Source organism: Kitasatospora sp. NBC_01300 (assembly GCF_041435235.1).
In the GTDB taxonomy this organism is placed as follows: Bacteria; Actinomycetota; Actinomycetes; order Streptomycetales; family Streptomycetaceae; genus Kitasatospora.
Map to the genome: position 1 here is coordinate 3,630,152 of NZ_CP108408.1, position 17,162 is coordinate 3,647,313.

16 protein-coding genes and 1 tRNA gene are annotated in these 17,162 nt (G+C 72.2%); 2 read left to right on the forward strand and 15 right to left on the reverse strand.

Annotation, left to right across the window (positions count from 1 at the left end):
- Positions 1-22 precede the first annotated feature (22 nt).
- The 8 genes from OG556_RS16010 to OG556_RS16045 all read right to left on the reverse strand — a co-directional run bounded on the left by OG556_RS16010 (position 23) and on the right by OG556_RS16045 (position 9,576).
- On the reverse strand, positions 23-220 hold the full coding sequence (locus OG556_RS16010) for a DUF6126 family protein (RefSeq protein ID WP_363621259.1): 198 nt from the start codon (positions 218-220) through the stop codon (positions 23-25).
- 32 nt (positions 221-252) lie between these two features.
- Positions 253-885, reverse strand: coding sequence for an XRE family transcriptional regulator (locus tag OG556_RS16015; protein WP_363581369.1), 633 nt, complete (start codon positions 883-885; stop codon positions 253-255).
- A gap of 79 nt (positions 886-964) precedes the next feature.
- Complete coding sequence (locus OG556_RS16020; RefSeq protein ID WP_371517612.1) at positions 965-2,698, reverse strand: pyruvate dehydrogenase; 1,734 nt, start codon at positions 2,696-2,698, stop codon at positions 965-967.
- Between the two features lie 114 nt (positions 2,699-2,812).
- Positions 2,813-5,218, reverse strand: coding sequence for a glycoside hydrolase family 65 protein (locus tag OG556_RS16025; RefSeq protein ID WP_371517613.1), 2,406 nt, complete (start codon positions 5,216-5,218; stop codon positions 2,813-2,815).
- A gap of 22 nt (positions 5,219-5,240) precedes the next feature.
- Positions 5,241-5,987, reverse strand: coding sequence for an HAD family hydrolase (locus OG556_RS16030; RefSeq protein WP_371517614.1), 747 nt, complete (start codon positions 5,985-5,987; stop codon positions 5,241-5,243).
- 151 nt (positions 5,988-6,138) lie between these two features.
- Complete coding sequence (locus OG556_RS16035; protein WP_371517615.1) at positions 6,139-6,939, reverse strand: VOC family protein; 801 nt, start codon at positions 6,937-6,939, stop codon at positions 6,139-6,141.
- A 248-nt stretch (positions 6,940-7,187) separates the two neighbouring features.
- Positions 7,188-7,637 (reverse strand): SRPBCC domain-containing protein, encoded by a 450-nt coding sequence (locus tag OG556_RS16040; RefSeq protein WP_371517617.1) that lies wholly within the window; start codon positions 7,635-7,637, stop codon positions 7,188-7,190.
- A gap of 217 nt (positions 7,638-7,854) precedes the next feature.
- A complete protein-coding gene (locus OG556_RS16045) occupies positions 7,855-9,576 on the reverse strand; it encodes an LCP family protein (RefSeq protein ID WP_371517618.1) in 1,722 nt (573 codons plus the stop codon).
- Between the two features lie 465 nt (positions 9,577-10,041).
- Here OG556_RS16045 and OG556_RS16050 point away from each other — a divergent pair, with 465 nt between their 5' ends.
- The gene (locus OG556_RS16050) at positions 10,042-11,124 is read left to right on the forward strand and encodes a fatty acid desaturase (RefSeq protein WP_371517619.1); all 1,083 of its coding nucleotides are present in this window, start codon (positions 10,042-10,044) and stop codon (positions 11,122-11,124) included.
- Between the two features lie 129 nt (positions 11,125-11,253).
- Here OG556_RS16050 and OG556_RS16055 read toward each other — a convergent pair.
- Positions 11,254-11,326: transfer RNA gene (locus OG556_RS16055), tRNA-Lys, on the reverse strand.
- A gap of 407 nt (positions 11,327-11,733) precedes the next feature.
- Here OG556_RS16055 and OG556_RS16060 point away from each other — a divergent pair.
- Positions 11,734-12,306: a hypothetical protein gene (locus OG556_RS16060; RefSeq protein ID WP_371517620.1), complete on the forward strand. Its 573-nt coding sequence runs from the start codon at positions 11,734-11,736 to the stop codon at positions 12,304-12,306.
- Positions 12,307-12,390: 84 nt separating this feature from the next.
- Here the strand turns inward: OG556_RS16060 and OG556_RS16065 are convergent, their stop codons facing one another.
- The 6 genes from OG556_RS16065 to OG556_RS16090 form a co-directional block, all read right to left on the reverse strand.
- Positions 12,391-13,140 carry a hypothetical protein gene (locus OG556_RS16065; RefSeq protein WP_371517621.1) on the reverse strand — a complete coding sequence of 250 codons (750 nt, stop codon included), beginning with the start codon at positions 13,138-13,140 and terminating at the stop codon, positions 12,391-12,393.
- 77 nt (positions 13,141-13,217) lie between these two features.
- The gene (locus OG556_RS16070) at positions 13,218-13,787 is read right to left on the reverse strand and encodes a hypothetical protein (RefSeq protein WP_371517622.1); all 570 of its coding nucleotides are present in this window, start codon (positions 13,785-13,787) and stop codon (positions 13,218-13,220) included.
- A 174-nt stretch (positions 13,788-13,961) separates the two neighbouring features.
- Positions 13,962-15,002 (reverse strand): UDP-N-acetylmuramate dehydrogenase, encoded by a 1,041-nt coding sequence (locus OG556_RS16075; RefSeq protein WP_371517623.1) that lies wholly within the window; start codon positions 15,000-15,002, stop codon positions 13,962-13,964.
- A 9-nt stretch (positions 15,003-15,011) separates the two neighbouring features.
- Positions 15,012-15,218, reverse strand: a complete 207-nt coding sequence (locus tag OG556_RS16080) for a hypothetical protein (RefSeq protein ID WP_371517624.1) — start codon at positions 15,216-15,218, stop codon at positions 15,012-15,014.
- A 103-nt stretch (positions 15,219-15,321) separates the two neighbouring features.
- Positions 15,322-16,638 carry a helix-turn-helix domain-containing protein gene (locus tag OG556_RS16085; RefSeq protein ID WP_371517625.1) on the reverse strand — a complete coding sequence of 439 codons (1,317 nt, stop codon included), beginning with the start codon at positions 16,636-16,638 and terminating at the stop codon, positions 15,322-15,324.
- Between the two features lie 148 nt (positions 16,639-16,786).
- On the reverse strand, positions 16,787-17,140 hold the full coding sequence (locus OG556_RS16090; RefSeq protein WP_371517626.1) for a hypothetical protein: 354 nt from the start codon (positions 17,138-17,140) through the stop codon (positions 16,787-16,789).
- Positions 17,141-17,162: the final 22 nt, after the last annotated feature.

Genomic DNA, 17,162 nt, shown 5'->3' on the forward strand with positions numbered 1-17,162 from the left:
GGGCCGCGACCGCCCCGGTGAACTACTTGTTGCGGTTGCCCAGTTCGAACAGCAGCATGATGAAGCCGGCGAAGGCGTGGATGCCCGCGGTGTAGATCACCAGGCGGACCCCGACCCGGCGGTTGGCCGAGATGCCGGCGTCGACGGTCAGCGGGGCGGGGGTCGGAGCGGCCGGGGCGGTGGCCGCGGCGGCCTTCTCGGGGCTGGTGGGATCGGCCATGAGGGATCTCCTCCAAGGGTTCTGACGTTGGGTCAGTGGGTTGCTGCGGGGCCGCCGAGGCAGAGTTCGCCGCCGGGGCTCTGCAGCAGGGTGTGGACGAAGAGCAGTTCGACGCCGTCCGGCGCGTCGGCGGCGATGCAGTGCGGGGTGAGCGAGTCGAAGTGGGCGGAGTCGCCGACGTCGAGGCGGTGGACGCGGTCGCCGAGGGTCAGCTTGAGCCGGCCTTGCAGGACGTACAGCCACTCCTCGCCGGGGTGGACCCGGACCACCGTGTCCTGCACGCCCGGGGGCACGTGGACGCGCAGCGCCTGCATCGCCCGGCCGGGGGCGCCGGCCCGGCGGTAGCCCCAGCCCCCGGCGCGGCCGGGTTCGATGGCGCCGCCGCGCACGACCGGGTCGGGTTCGGCCATGGTCTCGCCGAGCAGGCCGGAGACGGAGGTGCCGTAGGCGCGGGCGAGGCCGAGCAGGACGGGGAGGGAGGGTTGGCGGCGGCCGGTCTCCAGCCGGGACAGATAGGCTGGGGAGAGCCCGACCCGGGCGGAGGCCACTTCGAGGGTCAGGCGGCTGCTGAGCCGGTGTTCCCGGAGGCGGGCGGCGAGGCCGGCCACTTCCTGGTCGTCGAGCCGGTCTCCCGGGGCGGCGTCCCCGGTCGGGCTGGTGGTCATGTGACCAGTGGACACCCGCCGTGCCGCTCGGGCAAGATTTTTGCCTCAGAGGCAAGAGGGCCCGGATCCCCCTTCTCGGCTAGGGCCGCGGGATGTTGCGCAGGTTGCTGCGGGCCAGGTCGATCATGCGCCCGACCCCGCCGGAGAGCACCGTCCGCCCGGCCGCCAGCGCGAAGCCCTTCAGCTGGGCGGCCGTGATGTACGGCGGGATGGACAGCGCGTTGGGATCGGTGACCACGTCCACCAGGGCGGGGCCGGGCCGTTCCAGCGCCTCCGCCAGCACCTCCCGGACCCTCGCCGGCTCGGTGACCCGCTTGGCCGGGATGCCCGTCGCCCGCGCGATCCCCGCGTAGTCGACGTCCCCGTTGTCGATCTCGTACTCCGGGTAGCCCGAGACCAGCATCTCCAGCTTGATCATGCCGAGCGCCCCGTTGTTGAAGACGACGGTCTTCACCGGCAGCCGGTGCTTGGCCACCGTCAGCAGTTCGCCGAGCAGCATGCCGATCCCGCCGTCGCCGGCCATCGCGATCACCTGGCGCCCGGGGCAGGCCAGTTGGGCGCCGATGGCGTGCGGCAGGGCGTTGGCCATCGAGCCGTGCAGGAAGGAGCCGATCACCCGGCGGCGGCCGTTCGGCTGGAGGTAGCGGGCGGCCCAGACGTTGTTCATGCCGGTGTCCACGGTGAACACCGCGTCGTCGGCGGCCACCTCGTCGAGCACCGAGGCGACGTACTCGGGGTGGATCGGCAGGTGCTTCTCGATGTCCCGGGTGTAGGCGCCGACCACGTCCTCCAGCGAGCGGCAGTGCTTGCGCAGCATCTCGTCGAGGAAGGCGCGGTCGCGCTTGGCGTCCAGCAGCGGCAGGACGGCCCGCAGGGTGGCGGCGACATCGCCGTGGACGGCCAGTTCGAGCGCGGTGCGGCGGCCCAGCCGGGTGGCGTCGTGGTCGACCTGGACGGTGTGAGCCTGCGGCAGGAAGGAGTCGTACGGGAAGTCGGTGCCGAGCAGCAGCACCAGGTCGGCGGAGTGCAGCGCCTCGTGGCAGGCGCCGTAGCCGAGCAGGCCGCTCATGCCGACGTCGTACGGATTGTCGTACTGGATCCACTCCTTGCCGCGCAGGGAGTGCCCGACCGGCGCGTTCAGGGCCCGGGCCGCCTCCATCACCTCGCCGTGCGCCCCGCGCACCCCCGCGCCGCAGAACAGGGCGACCTTGCGGGCCGCGTTGAGCAGCCGGGCCAGCTCCTGCACCTGGGACCACGGCGGCGCGGCGACGGCCTGCTCGGTGAGGAAGTGGCTGGTCCCGGTGGGTCCGGCGGCGGGGAGCGCGGCGACGTCCCCGGGGAAGGCCAGCACCGAGACGCCGTGCGAGCCGAGCGCGTGCTGGATGGCGATCCGCATCAGCCGGGGCAACTGGGCGGGGGTGGAGAGCATCTCGCACCAGGTGCTGCAGTCGGTGAACACCCGCTCGGGGTGGGTCTCCTGGAAGAAACCGGTGCCGATCTGCCCGGACGGGATGTGCGAGGCGAGCGCCAGCACCGGCAGGCCGCTGCGCTGGGCGTCGTACAGGCCCTGGACGAGGTGGGTGTTGCCGGGCCCGCAGGAGCCTGCGCAGACCGCGAGCCGGCCGCTGAGCTCGGCCTCGGCCGCCGCCGCGAAGGCGCCCGCCTCCTCGTTGCGCACGTGCACCCAGCCGATGCCGTCGGTCCGCCGGATCGCGTCCACGACCGGGTTGAGGCTGTCTCCGACCACGCCGTAGACCCGCTCGACCCCGGCCTGCCGGAGCACCTCCACCATCTGTTCGGCCACGCTCGCCACGGGTGCTCTCCAATCACCGGCCGCCGGCTGCCGCAGGACACCTGCACCCTCCGACGGCCGGGCCCGCCCCGCACCCGGAGCGGGCCCGAACAGGTGAACGACCGGTCGGCGCGGCTACTCCGCCGCCAGGTGGTCCTGCTGCCCGAGCTTGCCGCTGACCAGGCCCGCCTGCGCCTGCCGCCGGGCGGGCTCGCGGCCGGGCGGCTGGCCGCACCGCTCCTGGGCCGGCGGCGCGGTGGTCGGCAGGGTGACCGGCTCCCCGGCCTTCACCTGCACCGGCTCGCCGTCGTGCCACAGGTGCAGCACCTCGCCGCGGCGCAGCGTGTACGTCGTCCCCTCGTGGGTGATCTGGACGCCCAGCAACTGCCCGCGGACCATCAGCGAGAACCCGAGCCTCATCAGCCCGCCCGGCAGCCGGGGCCGGAAGGACAGCGACTCGCTGTGGTCGCGCAGCCCCCCGAAGCCCGCCACCAGGGCGATGCAGGCACCCGCGAGCGAGGCCATGTGCAGGCCGTCGCGGGTGTTGCCGCCGAGGTCGTGCAGGTCCATCAGCGCCGCCTCGGCCGTGTAGTCGTACGCGAGGTCGAGCTGGCCGACCTCGGCGGCGATCACCGCCTGGGTGCACGCGGAGAGCGAGGAGTCCCGGACGGTGAGCCGCTCGTAGTAGGCGAAGTTCCGGGCCTTCTGCTCGTCGGTGAACGCGTCGCCGCGGACCTGCATGGCGAGCACCAGGTCGGCCTGCTTGACCACCTGCTTGCGGTACAGGTCGAAGTACGGGTAGTGCAGCAGCAGCGGGTACTTCTCGGGCGGGGTGTGCTCGAAGTCCCAGACCTGGTGGTGGGTGAAGCCGTCGGCCTGCGGGTGCACGCCGAGGTCCTCGTCGTACGGGATGTACATCGCGGACGCGGCGTCCCGCCAGGCGGCGGTCTCCTCGGTGTCGACGCCGAGTTCGGCGGCCTCGTGCGGGTGGCGGGCGGCGGCCTCGGCGGCGGCGCGCAGGTTCGTCTGCGCCATCAGGTTGGTGAACACGTTGTTGTCGGCGACGGCGCTGTACTCGTCCGGGCCGGTGACGCCCTCGATGCGGAACTTCCCCGAGACGTCGTGGTGGCCGAGCGAGCGCCACATCCGGGCGGTCTCCACGAGCAGTTCGAGCCCGTACGCGCGCTCGAACTCGGCGTCCCCGGTGGCCCGGACGTAGCGGGCGACGGCGGCGGCGATGTCGGCGCCGATGTGGAAGGCGGCGGTACCGGCCGGCCAGTACCCGGAGCACTCCTCGCCGCGGATGGTCCGCCAGGGGAACACCGCTCCGGCCAGGCCGAGTTGGGCGGCCCGTTCGCGGGCCAGCGGCAGCGTGGTGTGCCGCCAGCGCAGGGCCTGGTTGACGGCCCCGGGCAGGCAGTAGGTGAGCACCGGCAGGACGAAGGTCTCGGTGTCCCAGAAGCTGTGCCCGTCGTAGCCGGGGCCGGTCAACCCCTTGGCGGGGATGGCCCGTTCCTCGCTGCGGGCGCCGGCCTGCAGGACGTGGAAGACGGCGAACCGGACGGCCTGCTGGAGTTCGACGTCGCCTTCGATCTCGACGTCGCTGGTCTCCCAGAACTCCTTGAGGTAGGCGGCCTGTTCGGCGACCAGACCGTCCCATCCGGTGTACCGGGCGGCGGTCAGCGCGGCCTCCACCTGGTCCCGGACGGCGGGCAGCGAGCGCGTCCCCGACCAGCCGTAGGCCATCAACTTGACCAGCCGCAGCCGCTGTCCGGGCCGGAGCACGGTGGTGACGCTGATCCGGCAGTGGTCGGCCTCGGCCTCGGCGACGGTTTCGAGCTCCTCCGGGCCGTCGATCACGTGGTCCATCCCGGCGGCGACCCGGATCGCGCTGTAGCGGGTGCGGTGCACCAGGACGGCCTTGGTGTCGCTCGCGTGGTGCACCTCGGGCTGCAGCGGCGCCTCCAGGACGGCGGAGGCCCGCGGATCGCCCGCGGCGCCGCCGGGCAGCTGCTCGTTGGCGACCAGCTCGGACTGGATCACGATCCGCACCGGCCCGTCCACCGCCTCGACGCTGTAGTCGACCGCGGCGATCGCGCGCTGGGTGAGCGAGACCAGCCGGGAGGAGCGCACCCGGATGGTCCGGCCGGCCGGGGAGGTCCACTCGGCCTCGCGGTGCAGTATCCCCTCCCGGAAGTCCAACCACCGCTTGTGGCGGATGAGTTCGCCGTAGCGCAGGTCGAAGGGCTCGTCGTCGACCAGCAGCCGGATGATCTTGCCGTTGGTCACGTTGATGACGCTCTGGCTGGACTCCGGGTAGCCGTAGCCGCCCTCGCCGTACGGCAGCGGGCGGAGCTCGAAAACACCGTTCAGGTAGGTGCCGGGGAGGCCGTGCGGCTCGCCCTCGTCCAGGTTGGCGCGCAGGCCGATGTGGCCGTTGGAGAGCGCGAACAGCGACTCGGCGCGGGCCATCGCGGTCAGGTCCAGGCCCTGCTCGGCGATCAGCCAGGGGTCGACGGAGAAGTTGTCCAAGCCACTCATGCGACTGCCTCGCTCCGCTCACTCATGCCTGCTCCTCCAGCAGTTCGGCGAGGTCGTCGACGACCACGGTCGCGCCGTCCCGGCGCAGTTCGGCGGCCTGCCCGGTGCGGTTGACCCCGACCACGGCCCCGAAGCCGCCCGCCCGGCCGGACGCCACCCCGGCGAGCGCGTCCTCGAAGACGGCGGCGTGCGCGGGCTCGACGCCCAGCGTACGGGCGGCGTACAGGTAGGTGTCGGGGGCGGGTTTGCCGGGCAGGCCCTCGCGCTGGGCGACGACGCCGTCCACGATCACGTCGAACAGCCCCTCGATGCCCGCCGCCCGCAGCACGTCCCGGCAGTTGGCGCTGGAGGACACCACGGCGTTGGGCAGCCCGAGCGCGCGCAGCCGGTGCACGTACGCGACCGAGCCGTCGTACGGCTGGACGCCCTGCTCGCGGATCAGGCGCAGGACGGTGTCGTTCTTGGCCCGGCTGATCCCGTGCACGGTACGGGTGTTGGGCGGATCGGCGTCGGTGCCCTCGGGCAGGTCGACGCCCCGGCTGTGCAGGAACGCCCGGGTGCCGTCCAGTCTCGGGCGGCCGTCCACGTAGGTGTCGTAGTCGGTGACGGCGTCGAAGGGGACGAACTGCCCGCCGGTGCGGGCGGCTTCGGCGCGCAGGAAGGAGTCGAAGGTGTCCTTCCAGGCCGCGGCGTGCACCTTGGCGGTCTGGGTGAGGACCCCGTCGAGGTCGAAGAGGAATGCGCGGATGTCGTCCGGTAGCCCCAGCATGGGTGCAGTCTTACCCGGGAACGCGGGGAAGCCGCCCATTTCCCGGCGGCGCGTCGCGGGAAGGGCGGCTTCCGGTTGCCCGGGTGCTCGTGGGCGGCCGGGTGGGCTCGTGGGTGCCCGGCGCTGTCATGGCGAGGGGTGCCCGGCGCCGTTACGGCGAGTCGGGCATCTGCGCCTCGGCGGCCTCCGCCACCGCGAACACCGCGCCCTGCGGGTCCTGGACGACCGCCATCCGGCCGGACTGCATGTCGAACGGCGGCTGGATCACCGTGCCGCCCGCCTTGACCAGGGCGTCCACGGTGGAGTCGGTGTCGTCCACCGAGAAGTAGGCCATCCAGTGCGAGGGCGTGCCCGCCCCCAGGTACCCGGGGATCGGCTGCATGCCGCCCACCGTACGGTCGCCGACGTTGAGCGAGAAGTACCCCTCCATGCCCTGGATGGTCGCCGGGCGCAGCCCGAGCGCCGGGAGGTAGAAGCGGCCGGCCGCGTCGGTGTCGGCGGTGTTGAGCTCGTTCCAGACCAGTGCGCCGGGCTCGTTGACCACGCCCGCGCCGATGAAGTCCATCGCCTGCCAGACGCCGAACACCGCGCCGGTCGGGTCGGCGGCGACCAGCATCCGGCCGATCACGCCGACGTCCATCGCCGGGTAGAGGATCGTGCCGCCGTGCTCGGCGATGGCGGCCTCGCTCACGGCGGCGTCGTCCGAGGCCAGGTAGGTGGTCCAGGCGACGGGCGGCAGCGGCTGGCCCTCGGGCGCGGACCGCGCCATGATCCCGGCGACCGGCCGGTCGTTGAGCATGCACACGGCGTAGCCGCCGAACTCGGCCGGGCCGACCTCGCCCTGCCAGCCGAACAGGTCGCGGTAGAAGTCGAGCGCGGCCTGCTGGTCGCTCGCCATCAGGTCGATCCAGCACGGGGTGCCGGGCTTGTACGGAGCGGTCACTACGGGCATTGCTGGGCCTCCCGAAGGCAGTGGTCGCCGGCGTGGTCGTCGGGGCGGGCGGGTCCCGGCCGCTCGGTGCCGGGCTGCCGGTGCCGGCCGTCAGCGCGAACGGCGGGTACACCGCCCACCATCGGCCCGGCGCCGCGATCCCGCCACCGGACGGCGCCCTGGCGGGCGATCGGGCGGCCCCGGGGCCGTTCGGCCGCCGGCGGGCCGTTCGCGCGGCGTGGTGCCGCTCACGCCGCCGTGGGGGCCGTTCACGCGGCGTCGTGCCGCTGGGCCGTGACGAAGTACGGCTGCACCTTGCCGCTCTGCGCGTAGTCCTTGAGCCGGACCAGCAGTTCGGCCCAGGTGCCGGCGACCAGCGGGACGCCGTCCTCGCTGCCCGGCTGCCAGCCGCCGTGCCGGAACAGCAACCGGGTGCGGCCGGGCTCGTCGGGCTGGTCGGCGAGGTCCCAGCTGATCCAGGTGCCGGCCCAGTGCGGCGGGAAGGCCCCGGCGTTGGCCCACACCACCCGGTCCAGGTCGGCCCGCTCGCGGCGCAGCCGGAACGGCTCGGGGACGCCGGGGAAGTCGAACAGCAGGACGTCGCCCTCCCGGTCCACGCCGGTGGTCCACCAGCTGGTCAGCCCGCCGTGCGTGTTGAGCGCGGCGAGGACGACGGCCCGGGGTGCGGCGATGTCGAGCTGGAGGGCGATCTCGGGCATGGGGGTCCGCCTTTCGGTGCGCGCCCCCCTTGTCCGTGCGCCGGGTCCGGTGTGCCTGGGTCCCGTGCGTCGGGGTCCGGTGCGTCGGGCCCTCGTCCATCAGGCCGCCCGGGTGCCGGGCGCCTCCCCGGTTTCTCCGGCCACCATGGCACGACCCCCGGGCCCGCGCGCCCTGGACGGCGCCGGCCCGGGGGTCGCCCCCACGGCTCGGGTGCGGTCAGCCGCCGCTGCCGTAGGTGGTGTTCGCGCAGATGTCGTCGTCCGCCGAGCGGGCGTCGTTGGTGACGGTGGTGGGCAGCGGCGCCGGGGGTGCCGGGGTGCCGTTCGCGGCCGGGCCGCCCGTCCCGGTGGCCGGGCCGGTGGTCCCGCCGCCGTTGGCCGCCGAGAAGTCCTTGCCGACGATCAGGGTCACGCCCGCCGAGTTGCCGGCCTCGACGCTGGCGCCCGGGAACAGCGCGGCGACCTTGTCGGCGTTCGCCTTCTGCCCGGAGCCGTACTCGATCATGGTGGTCTTGTACTTGGTGCTCGCCGCCTGGCCCGCCGTGGTGGCGGCGAACTTGGCGGCCTTCAGCTGCGCGGTCGCCTTGCCGGCCAGGCCGTTCTCGGTCGTCCCGTTGTAGACCGCCACCTTGATCGACGAGTTGCCGGCGTCCGCGGCCGGCGCGGCGGGCGCGCTGGTCGCGGCCGGCTGCGAGGCGGCCGGTGCGCTCGGGCTGGCGGCGGCGTCCGGCTGCTGGCCGGTGGCGTTCTGCCCGTCGATGGTCTGGTCGGCCTTGAGGGTCTCCCAGAGCTTGTTGGCGTCCGGCTGGACCAGGTCGAGGTCCTTGTCCTGGGTGCGGTAACGCCAGGGCGCCGTCACGAACTTGAGGTCGTGCATGTCGATGTTCTTGAGCGACAGCCCGAAGGAGAGCAGCTTGTCCGCGGAGGACAGCCCCGGGTCGACCACAAGCGACTTGGTCGCGGCGTCGGCCAGCGGCAGCAGGTTGGTGGGGCTCAGCCCGTCCTTCTTGACCTTGCTCGCGAGCGAGCTGAGGAAGGCCTGCTGGCGCTTCATCCGGCCGATGTCGGAGCCGTCGCCGATGCCGTGCCGCAGCCGCACGTAGTCCAGCGCCTGCTGGCCCTGCACGGTCTGCTTGCCCTGCGGCAGGACGAGGTCGCCCTTCTTGTGCAGGTTGGGGTTGACGTCGCCCTCGTAGATGGGCTTCGGCAGGCAGACGTCGACGCCGTTCACGGCCTTGGTCATCGCGGAGAAGCCGTTGAAGTCGACCACGATGGTGTGGTCGACCCGGATCCCGGTGAGCTTCTCGACGGTGTTCTGGGCGCAGGCCGGGTTGCCGCCGTCGCTGCCGCCGACCGAGAAGGCCGCGTTGAACAGGTCGCTGGACGACCCCTTGGTCCACTTGCCGTTGGGCAGCTTGCAGGGCGGGATCGGGACCTTCGCGTTGCGCGGGATCGAGATGCCCACGGCGTGCTTGTGGTCGGCGTAGACGTGCAGCAGGATCGTGGTGTCCGAGCGGGCGCCGCCGTCCTCGCCGCCGCCGAGGTCCGAGTTGCTGCCGCCGCGGCTGTCCGAACCGATCAGCAGGACGTTGACCGGCTTGTTGCCGTCGGCGTCGGCCTGCGCCTCCGGCGGGCGGTCGGTCGCTATCGCGTCGCCGTCGAAGGACTTGATGTTGGCGTTCAGCTTGAAGTAGATCGCCCCGCCGGCGCCCGCGATCAGCACCAGCACACCGGCCGCCGACCAGGCGACGATCTTCTTCACGTTCTTCTTGGGCTTGCGGCTGTTGCGCGCCGCCGCCCGGCCGCCGCCGGCCGCCGCCTCCGGCCTGCCGCCGTCCTTGCCCGCGTCCTTGCCGCCGTCCTTGCCGCCGCGGCCGCCGCCCTTGCCCTGGGCGGCGCGCCGGGCCTCCGCCCGGCCCCCGGTACGCGGCGGAGGCACGGACCCGTCGCTCCCCGTCGTGAGCGCGCCGGGTGCGTCCTCACCCCGAGCCGGGCCCTCGCCCCACTGACCTGACATGCGCGTACCTTTCACCGACGGAAGCGACGCCCCGGACGATCTGGCGCACCGCACACAGGGAGACGGTCGGAGCCGTTCCCAGGTTGCACATACGAACATCGGTACAAACCGATGAACGTGGCTTCCGATCATATTTAGGCCCGACGCGATCACTGACCTCCGGTCCACCACCAACCCCGGCCACCACAGCACAAGCTCGCCACAGAACGCCCGAAACCAGCCGATTACGACGTGACCTACGCCACCTCTCCCCGCCCCAGCGGCACCATCGGGCACCACGCGCCGCACGTCCGCAGCCGCCCGGGACGGTCCGGGGGTTTTCCTCACCCCGCCCCAGGGGGATGCCCCCGTTTCTCAAGGCCCGTTCCCTAGACCAGACTCAGCACCATGACCACCGACACCGCGGGGACGCCGACCGCGAAAACCCGGCCGCAGCCGCCCGCCGGACCATCGGACACCGCCCCGCCCGGAACCGGCGGGAGCGACTTCGCCCAACTGCTCGGCCGGATCACCGCCGAGGCCCTGCTCGACCGACGCCCGGTCTACTACACCGTCCGCGCGGGCCTCGTCCTCGCCGCGTTCCTCGGCGGCTGGTGGGCCATGTTCGCCCTCGGCGACACCTGGCTCCAACTCGTCCTGGCCGCCGCGATGTCCGTCGTCTTCGCCCAACTCGGACTGATGGCCCACGACCTGGCGCACCGCCAGGTGTTCACCGGGCGCCGCGCCGGCGAGATCGGCGGCCGCATCGTCGCCAACCTCCTGATGGGCATGAGCTACGGCTGGTGGATGAACAAGCACACCCGCCACCACGCCAACCCCAACCACGAGGAGCGGGACCCGGACGTCTCCCCCGACCTCGTCGTCTGGTCCCAGGACCAGGCCAGGAAGGCCAGCGGAATCGCCCGCTTCATCGGCCGCCGCCAGGCGTTCCTCTTCTTCCCGCTGCTCCTGCTCGAAGGCCTCAACCTCAGCTACAACAGCTTCCGCGCGCTGCGCAGCCCGATCATGAAGCGCCCCTACCTGGAGGGCTTCCTGCTGGTCGCCCACTTCGCCGCCTACCTCGGGCTGGTCTTCGCCGCCCTCCCGGTCGGCAAGGCCTTCGCCTTCCTCGCCGTCCACCAGGCCCTGCTCGGCGTCTACTTGGGCTGCGTCTTCGCCCCCAACCACAAGGGCATGCTGATGGTGACGCCCGGCATGCGGCTCGACTTCCTGCGCCGCCAGGTCCTCACCTCCCGCAACGTCCGCGGCGGCTACTTCATCGACGCGCTGATGGGCGGCCTCAACTACCAGGTCGAGCACCACCTCTTCCCCAGCATGCCCACCCCGGCCCTGCGCCGCGCCGCCGTCCTCACCCGTGACTTCTGCGCCGAGAAGGACATCACCTACTACGAGACCGGCCTCTTCCGCTCGTACCGCGAGATCCTCACCCACCTCCACCAGACCGGCGCCCCGATCCGCGCCGCGGCCTGATCCGCCCCACGACCCACGCAGCACCGCGGCACCCCGGCTACTCGACCAGCCGGGGTGCCGCGGTGCGTTCAGCGGCGGCGGACATGCAAAAGGCCAGGTCAGAGGGTGTCTGACCTGGCCTCAGTTCGGTGGGCCACCAGGGGCTCGAACCCTGAACCTACGGATTAAAAGTCCGCAGCTCTGCCAATCAAGCTAGCGGCCCTAGTTACATCTGCGTCCACGTCAGTCCACGTTTCCGCAGGTCACACGCTGTTACGGCTTACCTGCCGTCCACATCAGTCTACTCCGGTCCGCCCTCGGATCAGGCGGTTCCGTCCCCGCTTCATCCCCGCTTCATCCCCGCACCGTCCCCGCGTTGGCCACCTGGCGGCCGGGCGAACCGCTACCACTGGCGGTGACCAGGGGAGATGCCGGGCCGGAAACTTAACGGTTTCGGATCTTCGAACACGAGGGGCGAGGATTCCACTCCCCTCAGCGGATCAGGAACCAAGCTACCCGACCGCACCCCCGGCCGGGCTAACTTCCCGACCGGGCGAGCCATCGCGCCCGGTCGCCTCGTCCTCTACGGATCGGCGCAGTTCGCGTCGCCCGACCCGCGAGAATGCCCGGATGGACTCAGCAACACTGCTCGCGCTAGTCGGCATCGCCGGAACGCTGCTCGGTACCACGCTGGGCGTGGTGGGCACACTCGGCGCGGCCCGCATCACCAGCCGGGGTCAGGTCGGCATCGAGGAGCGCAAGGCCCGGCGGCAGGTGTACGCGGCATGTTCCACCGCCATCAATGCGCGCAGGGACACCGCGATCGCGCTGCTGGACTCCTTCATGGATGAGAGGTTCGATCCGGTCGAGGCTCGGGCCCGGCTGCAGGACCTGGAGGAGCAGCGTGGTGCTGTGGCGCGGGCGGTGGGGGCGGTGGTGGTGGAGGGTCCCTACGACGTCACGCACACCGCCGAGTCCGCTGCGCAGCATGTCGAGGTGCTGGTGGGACGCCTGCGCGATTGGGTGGCCATCGCCTCACGGGAGGCAGGGATTGAGGGGGTGCAGGGTCAGTGGCGGTTTGGACGGGAGGACCAGGGGTTGGTCCAGCAGGCGGTCGATCGGTACAGCGCCGAGTGCCGGCGGGCGCTGCACCCCAGTGAGAGTGACCGGCCCTTGCGTAGGCGGCTGCTGCCAAGGCGCTGAAGCCCCCATGGCCGTTCTCTTCCCCTTGCAGTTGGGTGTCGGCGCGCGGGCCCGTAGAAGGGCTTCTACGGGCCCGTCGGGGCGTCAGGGGTTCTTGGGTCCAGAGAGGGCCGGGATGGGGGGTAGAACGAGCGCTTGAAGGCCCTGGTTCCACATCAGGGAGTCGTGGCCTTGGGCCTGGAAGTGGCGGGTCCGGTGGTCGGGGTGCGCCCACAGGTGGCGGACCGCTCGGACGACGTGGCCCTTGTTGAGCCGCCACCACGTCTGGGCGGTTGGCGGTGCCCAGTCGTGTTCGTTGGGGATCGCGTGCAGGGAGGTGCCGTCGGGGCCGACGATGTTCGCGACTTGGACGGTGATGGCGCGCGGACGTGCGTCGAGGCTGAGCAGGAGTGCGGTCGCCTGCGGGAAGGCTCGGCGGATGCGGGAGGCGAGGGCGGCGGCCACGTCCGGGGCTGGAAGGTTGAGTAGGCGCCGGTTGTCGGCCAGCTTGGTGACGGGAAGGTACGCCCCGAGCAGCACGGTGGGCAGCAGTCGGTCCGCCTTCTTGAGCCAGGGCGGTTCGGAGGACAGTGTGGGGGCGCGCCGCCACAGCAGCGGCGGAGTCGGGTACCAGTGATCGCGGGGGTTCACCCACAGCGCGCCGATGCGGTCGGAGGTGAGGGTGGCCTCGAACTCGATGGCGGCGGTCTCGGGGGCTTGGGTCCGGACTTCGATGGCGAGGAGTTCGTAGGCGGCGACGGCGAGGGCTTGCTGGGCTTCGGCCTCACGGAGGAGCGCGCCCTGGAAGGCGCGGGTCGGGTCGGTGCGTCGGCGGGGCATAGGGCTGGTCGGCACGAGGAGTGGCCTGGAGGACGGCATGGTTGGGGTCCTGGAGGGGTTGAGGCCGGGCCAGGGTGTGGCCCGGCGGGGTGTCAGTTGGCCTCGTGAAGCATGTCGTCGGAGAGGTCTTTCAGCCGCTTGCCGAGGGCCACTGCCGCGCGAACCTGGGCGGGCGTGTGGGTCTTGTTGTCCGGCAAGCAGTGCTCGGCGAACCGGCGGGCGATTTGGGTGAGTTGGTACATCGCCATCGCGTCGTAGGCCGGGATCGTCAGGCTCCAGCTGGAGGGGTCGATCCGGTGCGCGGTGCCGGCGCGGTAGGCGAGCAGTAGGCGGTCATCGCGTTCGTGGCCGGTGAAGTCGGCCGGTAGTTGGCTGGTCTCGGTCAGCCAGTCGCAGAACGGGCCAGGCAGGGTGAGCGTCTTCCGGGTGGTGGCGGGGGCGTGGTTGGCGGCCTGCTCGGCGTAGGCGTGGGCGTAGCCGAGGTGGCGGTCGGCCGTCGGGGTGCCGAGGGCTTGGAGTGCCCAGTCGTAGGCGCAGGCGGCGTGCTGGTGGTAGCGGCGGGCGGTGGGACCGAGGTTGGTGTCGGTGGCGGCTTGGCGGTGCCGGTCGCGGGCGGTCGTGACGGTCTCGGCGGTGGGGGGCTTCGGCTGCGGTGTTGGCATGACGGCCTTCGGTCCAGCAGGGATCGATCCCTGTGACGGGTTGGGGTGGTGGGGCTCTTGGCAGCCCCACCACCTCCAACCTCTCCAACTGCCCGCCGGATGGGCACACCAAGTTCCCTGAAAGGCCGCGTAGTTGAATCGTCGCGTCGCGGCCTGCGCTGCGGGGCGCGGGTCCTACGCGGGCCACTGGCCGACGCGAACGGGTTCAAGGCGCAGGCTGATCCCGGTGTTGGCGTCCACCCGCGCCGCCAGGTCGGCGAGGGCCTGGACGAAGGTCGTGGCCGTGGTCTCACCGTGGACCGTGATCGCCAGGGTGCGCCGCTGCGAGCAGTGGATGCCCTCGGCGATCCGGTATCCGGGGTGGCAGCCAACGAGTTCGAGCAGCCAGCCGGCGCTCATTCGCCAGCGGCCGTCGATGCCGGTGTGGACGGGGCAGCCGGCGGAGGACCAGCGGGCGGCCTGGTCGGGTGTGACGGTCGGGTCGAGGAAGGCGGAGCCGACCTGCCGGCCGTCGGGACCGTCCGGGTCGAGGAGTAGCCCTTGCTGCTCGCGGTCGGCAAGGACGGCCGCAGTGGCCTCGGCGAGCGGTGGGCGGGCGCCGACGGGGACGCCGAGTTCGCCTGCGAGGCGCCGGAAGGTGATTGGCGCGGCGGTGCCGGTGCGGGTGAGGTGGAGGGTCGTGGACAGGATGGTCCAGCGGCCGGGTTCCTGTTTGAAGCGGCTGTGGCGGTGGCCCAGTCGGCATTCCCGGGCGGGGAGGGTCCGCATGCGGCCGGCGTGCCAGTCCCAGGCGTGCAGGTGGTGCAGGGTATCGGAGATCTGCTGCCCGTACGCTCCGGCGTTGTGGACGGGGGCGGCACCGGCGGTGCCGGGTATGCCGGCCAGGTACTCGATCCCTGCGAGGTGTTCGGTGGCGGCCCAGGCGGTGAGGTCGGTGAGAGGGTGGCCGGCGTCCACGGTGACGGCGACCGTGGTGTCGTCGACCCGCTTGGTGGTGATGCCGCGGGTGTTGATGACGGCGACGGTGCCGGGGTGTCCGGTGTCGGAGGCGATGACGTTGCTGCCGTGGCCGAGGGTCAGGGGGGAGTCGTGGCCGTGCCGGTTGATGGTGTGGACGAGGTCCGGCCAGTTGCTGGGGTCGGAGATGGTCAGGGTGTCGCTGGTGGGGCCGCCGAGGCGCAGGGTGGTGAGGGAGGCCAGGGTGCGACGGGGCACGGAGGGCTCCTAGGGTGCGAACTGGTCGGGCTCGGCGGCCACCGTCGGCGGCTGGGCGCCGGTACCGGTCTGGTGGTCGACGGCGAAGGCGAGCAGCACGATGACCGGCAGGTGCAGGGCGGCCCACAGGCCGGTGAGAAGGGCGTCGAACCGTCCGTGCGGCGCGGCGGCGTGCCGGGCGCGGGCGGTGTTCAGGGGGGTACTGTGCTTGGGCATGGGAGGCCTTCGGCAGCGGGTGGGAGGTACGGACGTTCCCAGTGAACTGCCGGGCCGGGGGGCGGATCCGTAGTCGGGCTACGGGCCGTAGTACGGCTACGGGTCAGACGATCTGGACGCCTGCTCGGGCGGCGAAGTCCCGGACGCCGGGCAGCTTTCGGTCGTGCCTCAGCAGGCCGCCGGCCAGGCCTCGGACGGCGCCTCGGTGGATCTCCTGCGGAGCGGCTTCCTCAGCCGCCAGCAGGGCCTTGAAGCACTGTTCGGGCTTGCCCCACTGGTCGAACGCGCGGGCGACGTCGGTGAAGAACCTGGCCTGCCGTTCGGCGGTCGGCAGGGCGGCCGGGTCGATCGTGGAGGCCAGTTCGATCGCCTTCCCTGCGTCGCCGAGCTCGTAGTGCACGGACAGCTCGTGCAGGGCGACGCCCTGAATGCCGTCCACCAGGCCTGAGGTTCGGCCGGCGGCTGAAGCACTGTCCGCGGCTTCCCGGATCAGGGCGTGCGCGTAGGCGCGGTCACCGGACTTGGCGGCGGTGTAGGCCGCGGTGGCGTACAGGTCTCCGCGGAGGGCCAGTCGGGCGGTGGCGGGCACCGTGTTGTCGGCGAGCAGTTCCTCGGCGGCGACCACGACGATGTCCGTTGCGCGGGCCAGGCTGCCCTGGCGGCGCCAGGAGCTGGAGACCATCCGCTGGGCCTCCGCGACCACGAGGGGGTCGCCGCCGGCCCGGGCGGCGGTGAGGGCGCGGTCGGCGGTGATGGCCACCAGGTTGTTGTCGCCGATCTTGATGCACAGCCGGACCGCGAGGTTGTAGAGCTGGGCGACGTTGCGCGCCCGCTCCTCGGTGCTGCCGACCATCTGGGCAGCGGCGATCCGGCTCGGCAGTGCTTCGGCGAGCGCGTCGTACTGGGCCGCCTTGAACTCGCGACGGGACATCAGAAGCGTAGCGGCGACCGACTGGTGGGTTGGCTCGCTGCGGGGTGCCGGAATCCGGCTCGCCCCGTACAGCAGGAGGTCTTCCAGCCCGTCCAGCGGGGCCTTCTCCTCGGCGTGCGCGGCTTCCTGGCCGGTGGCAGAGGCGAAGAGGGCGGCAGTCGCCAGGGTCAGGAACGGGCGGCGTCGCACATCGTCCTCCTCGGCAGCGCAAGTGCTCGCCAGCGTAGCCGAGGCCGGCTTCCGGGCGCGGGATCTTGGCCGATCGGCGGCAGGCTGGGACAGGGCCATCAGCTCGCCGAGGTCGCTGCCCAACACCTCGGCGAGGCGCCGTAGCAGCGCCAGGTCCTTGACGCCTTGGATGTCGCGTTCGACCTGGGACATCCAGTCCTCGCTGCGGTTCAGCTCGTGGGCCAGACGCAGCTGCGTCCAGCCCTTCGCCGTACGGCGCAGCGCGATGAACTTCCCGAACGTGATGCTGCTGGCCTTCACACTGGCCCCCGGCTTCAGTATCCGTTCCGCTACGGAACGCCACCGTATCGAGTGGTGGGCTTACCTGTACGCCCTCTCGGCAGATCGGACTTGCGAACCATCCCTGGTGTACCGCGGTTGCGCACGGACATCGGACAGACCGCCTGGTTCACGCCCCCTTGGCCGGCGGCGGCACCTCGACGATGCGGCCGAAGGCGGCGGCGATGCGCAGCGCGAGGATGGCGTTGCCGTGGGCGTTGGCGAAGCCTCGGCAGATCGCGCCCTTGGTGCCGGGTGGGGCGAGGGCGGGCAGGGTCGAGTGGCAGACGATGTGCCCGTTGGCGGTGAGAGCTTCGGCGGCGAGCTGCCGCACGCGGCCGGGCGTGAGGTTCATCAGGTTCCCGGGCCGGTAGATGCAGGTGTCGCACAGGCGGGCGAGGACCCGGACCTCCCCCGTGGCGGGGTCCGCGACGGCCGGCGCCGTCTCGTCGTCCGGTTCGAGCTGCGCTTCGCTGTGCTTCACGGTGTGCCCCCTGGTTGCGGTC

What these genes read in the sequence shown, in the direction of transcription:
- OG556_RS16010 (WP_363621259.1), bottom strand. Translation starts at nt 220, where the DNA reads ATGGCCGATCCCACCAGCCCCGAGAAGGCCGCCGCGGCCACCGCCCCG.
- OG556_RS16015 (WP_363581369.1), bottom strand. Translation starts at nt 885, where the DNA reads ATGACCACCAGCCCGACCGGGGACGCCGCCCCGGGAGACCGGCTCGAC.
- OG556_RS16025 (WP_371517613.1), bottom strand. Translation starts at nt 5,218, where the DNA reads ATGAGTGGCTTGGACAACTTCTCCGTCGACCCCTGGCTGATCGCCGAG.
- OG556_RS16030 (WP_371517614.1), bottom strand. Translation starts at nt 5,987, where the DNA reads ATGCTGGGGCTACCGGACGACATCCGCGCATTCCTCTTCGACCTCGAC.
- OG556_RS16035 (WP_371517615.1), bottom strand. Translation starts at nt 6,939, where the DNA reads ATGCCCGTAGTGACCGCTCCGTACAAGCCCGGCACCCCGTGCTGGATC.
- OG556_RS16040 (WP_371517617.1), bottom strand. Translation starts at nt 7,637, where the DNA reads ATGCCCGAGATCGCCCTCCAGCTCGACATCGCCGCACCCCGGGCCGTC.
- OG556_RS16050 (WP_371517619.1), top strand. Translation starts at nt 10,042, where the DNA reads ATGACCACCGACACCGCGGGGACGCCGACCGCGAAAACCCGGCCGCAG.
- OG556_RS16060 (WP_371517620.1), top strand. Translation starts at nt 11,734, where the DNA reads ATGGACTCAGCAACACTGCTCGCGCTAGTCGGCATCGCCGGAACGCTG.
- OG556_RS16070 (WP_371517622.1), bottom strand. Translation starts at nt 13,787, where the DNA reads ATGCCAACACCGCAGCCGAAGCCCCCCACCGCCGAGACCGTCACGACC.
- OG556_RS16080 (WP_371517624.1), bottom strand. Translation starts at nt 15,218, where the DNA reads ATGCCCAAGCACAGTACCCCCCTGAACACCGCCCGCGCCCGGCACGCC.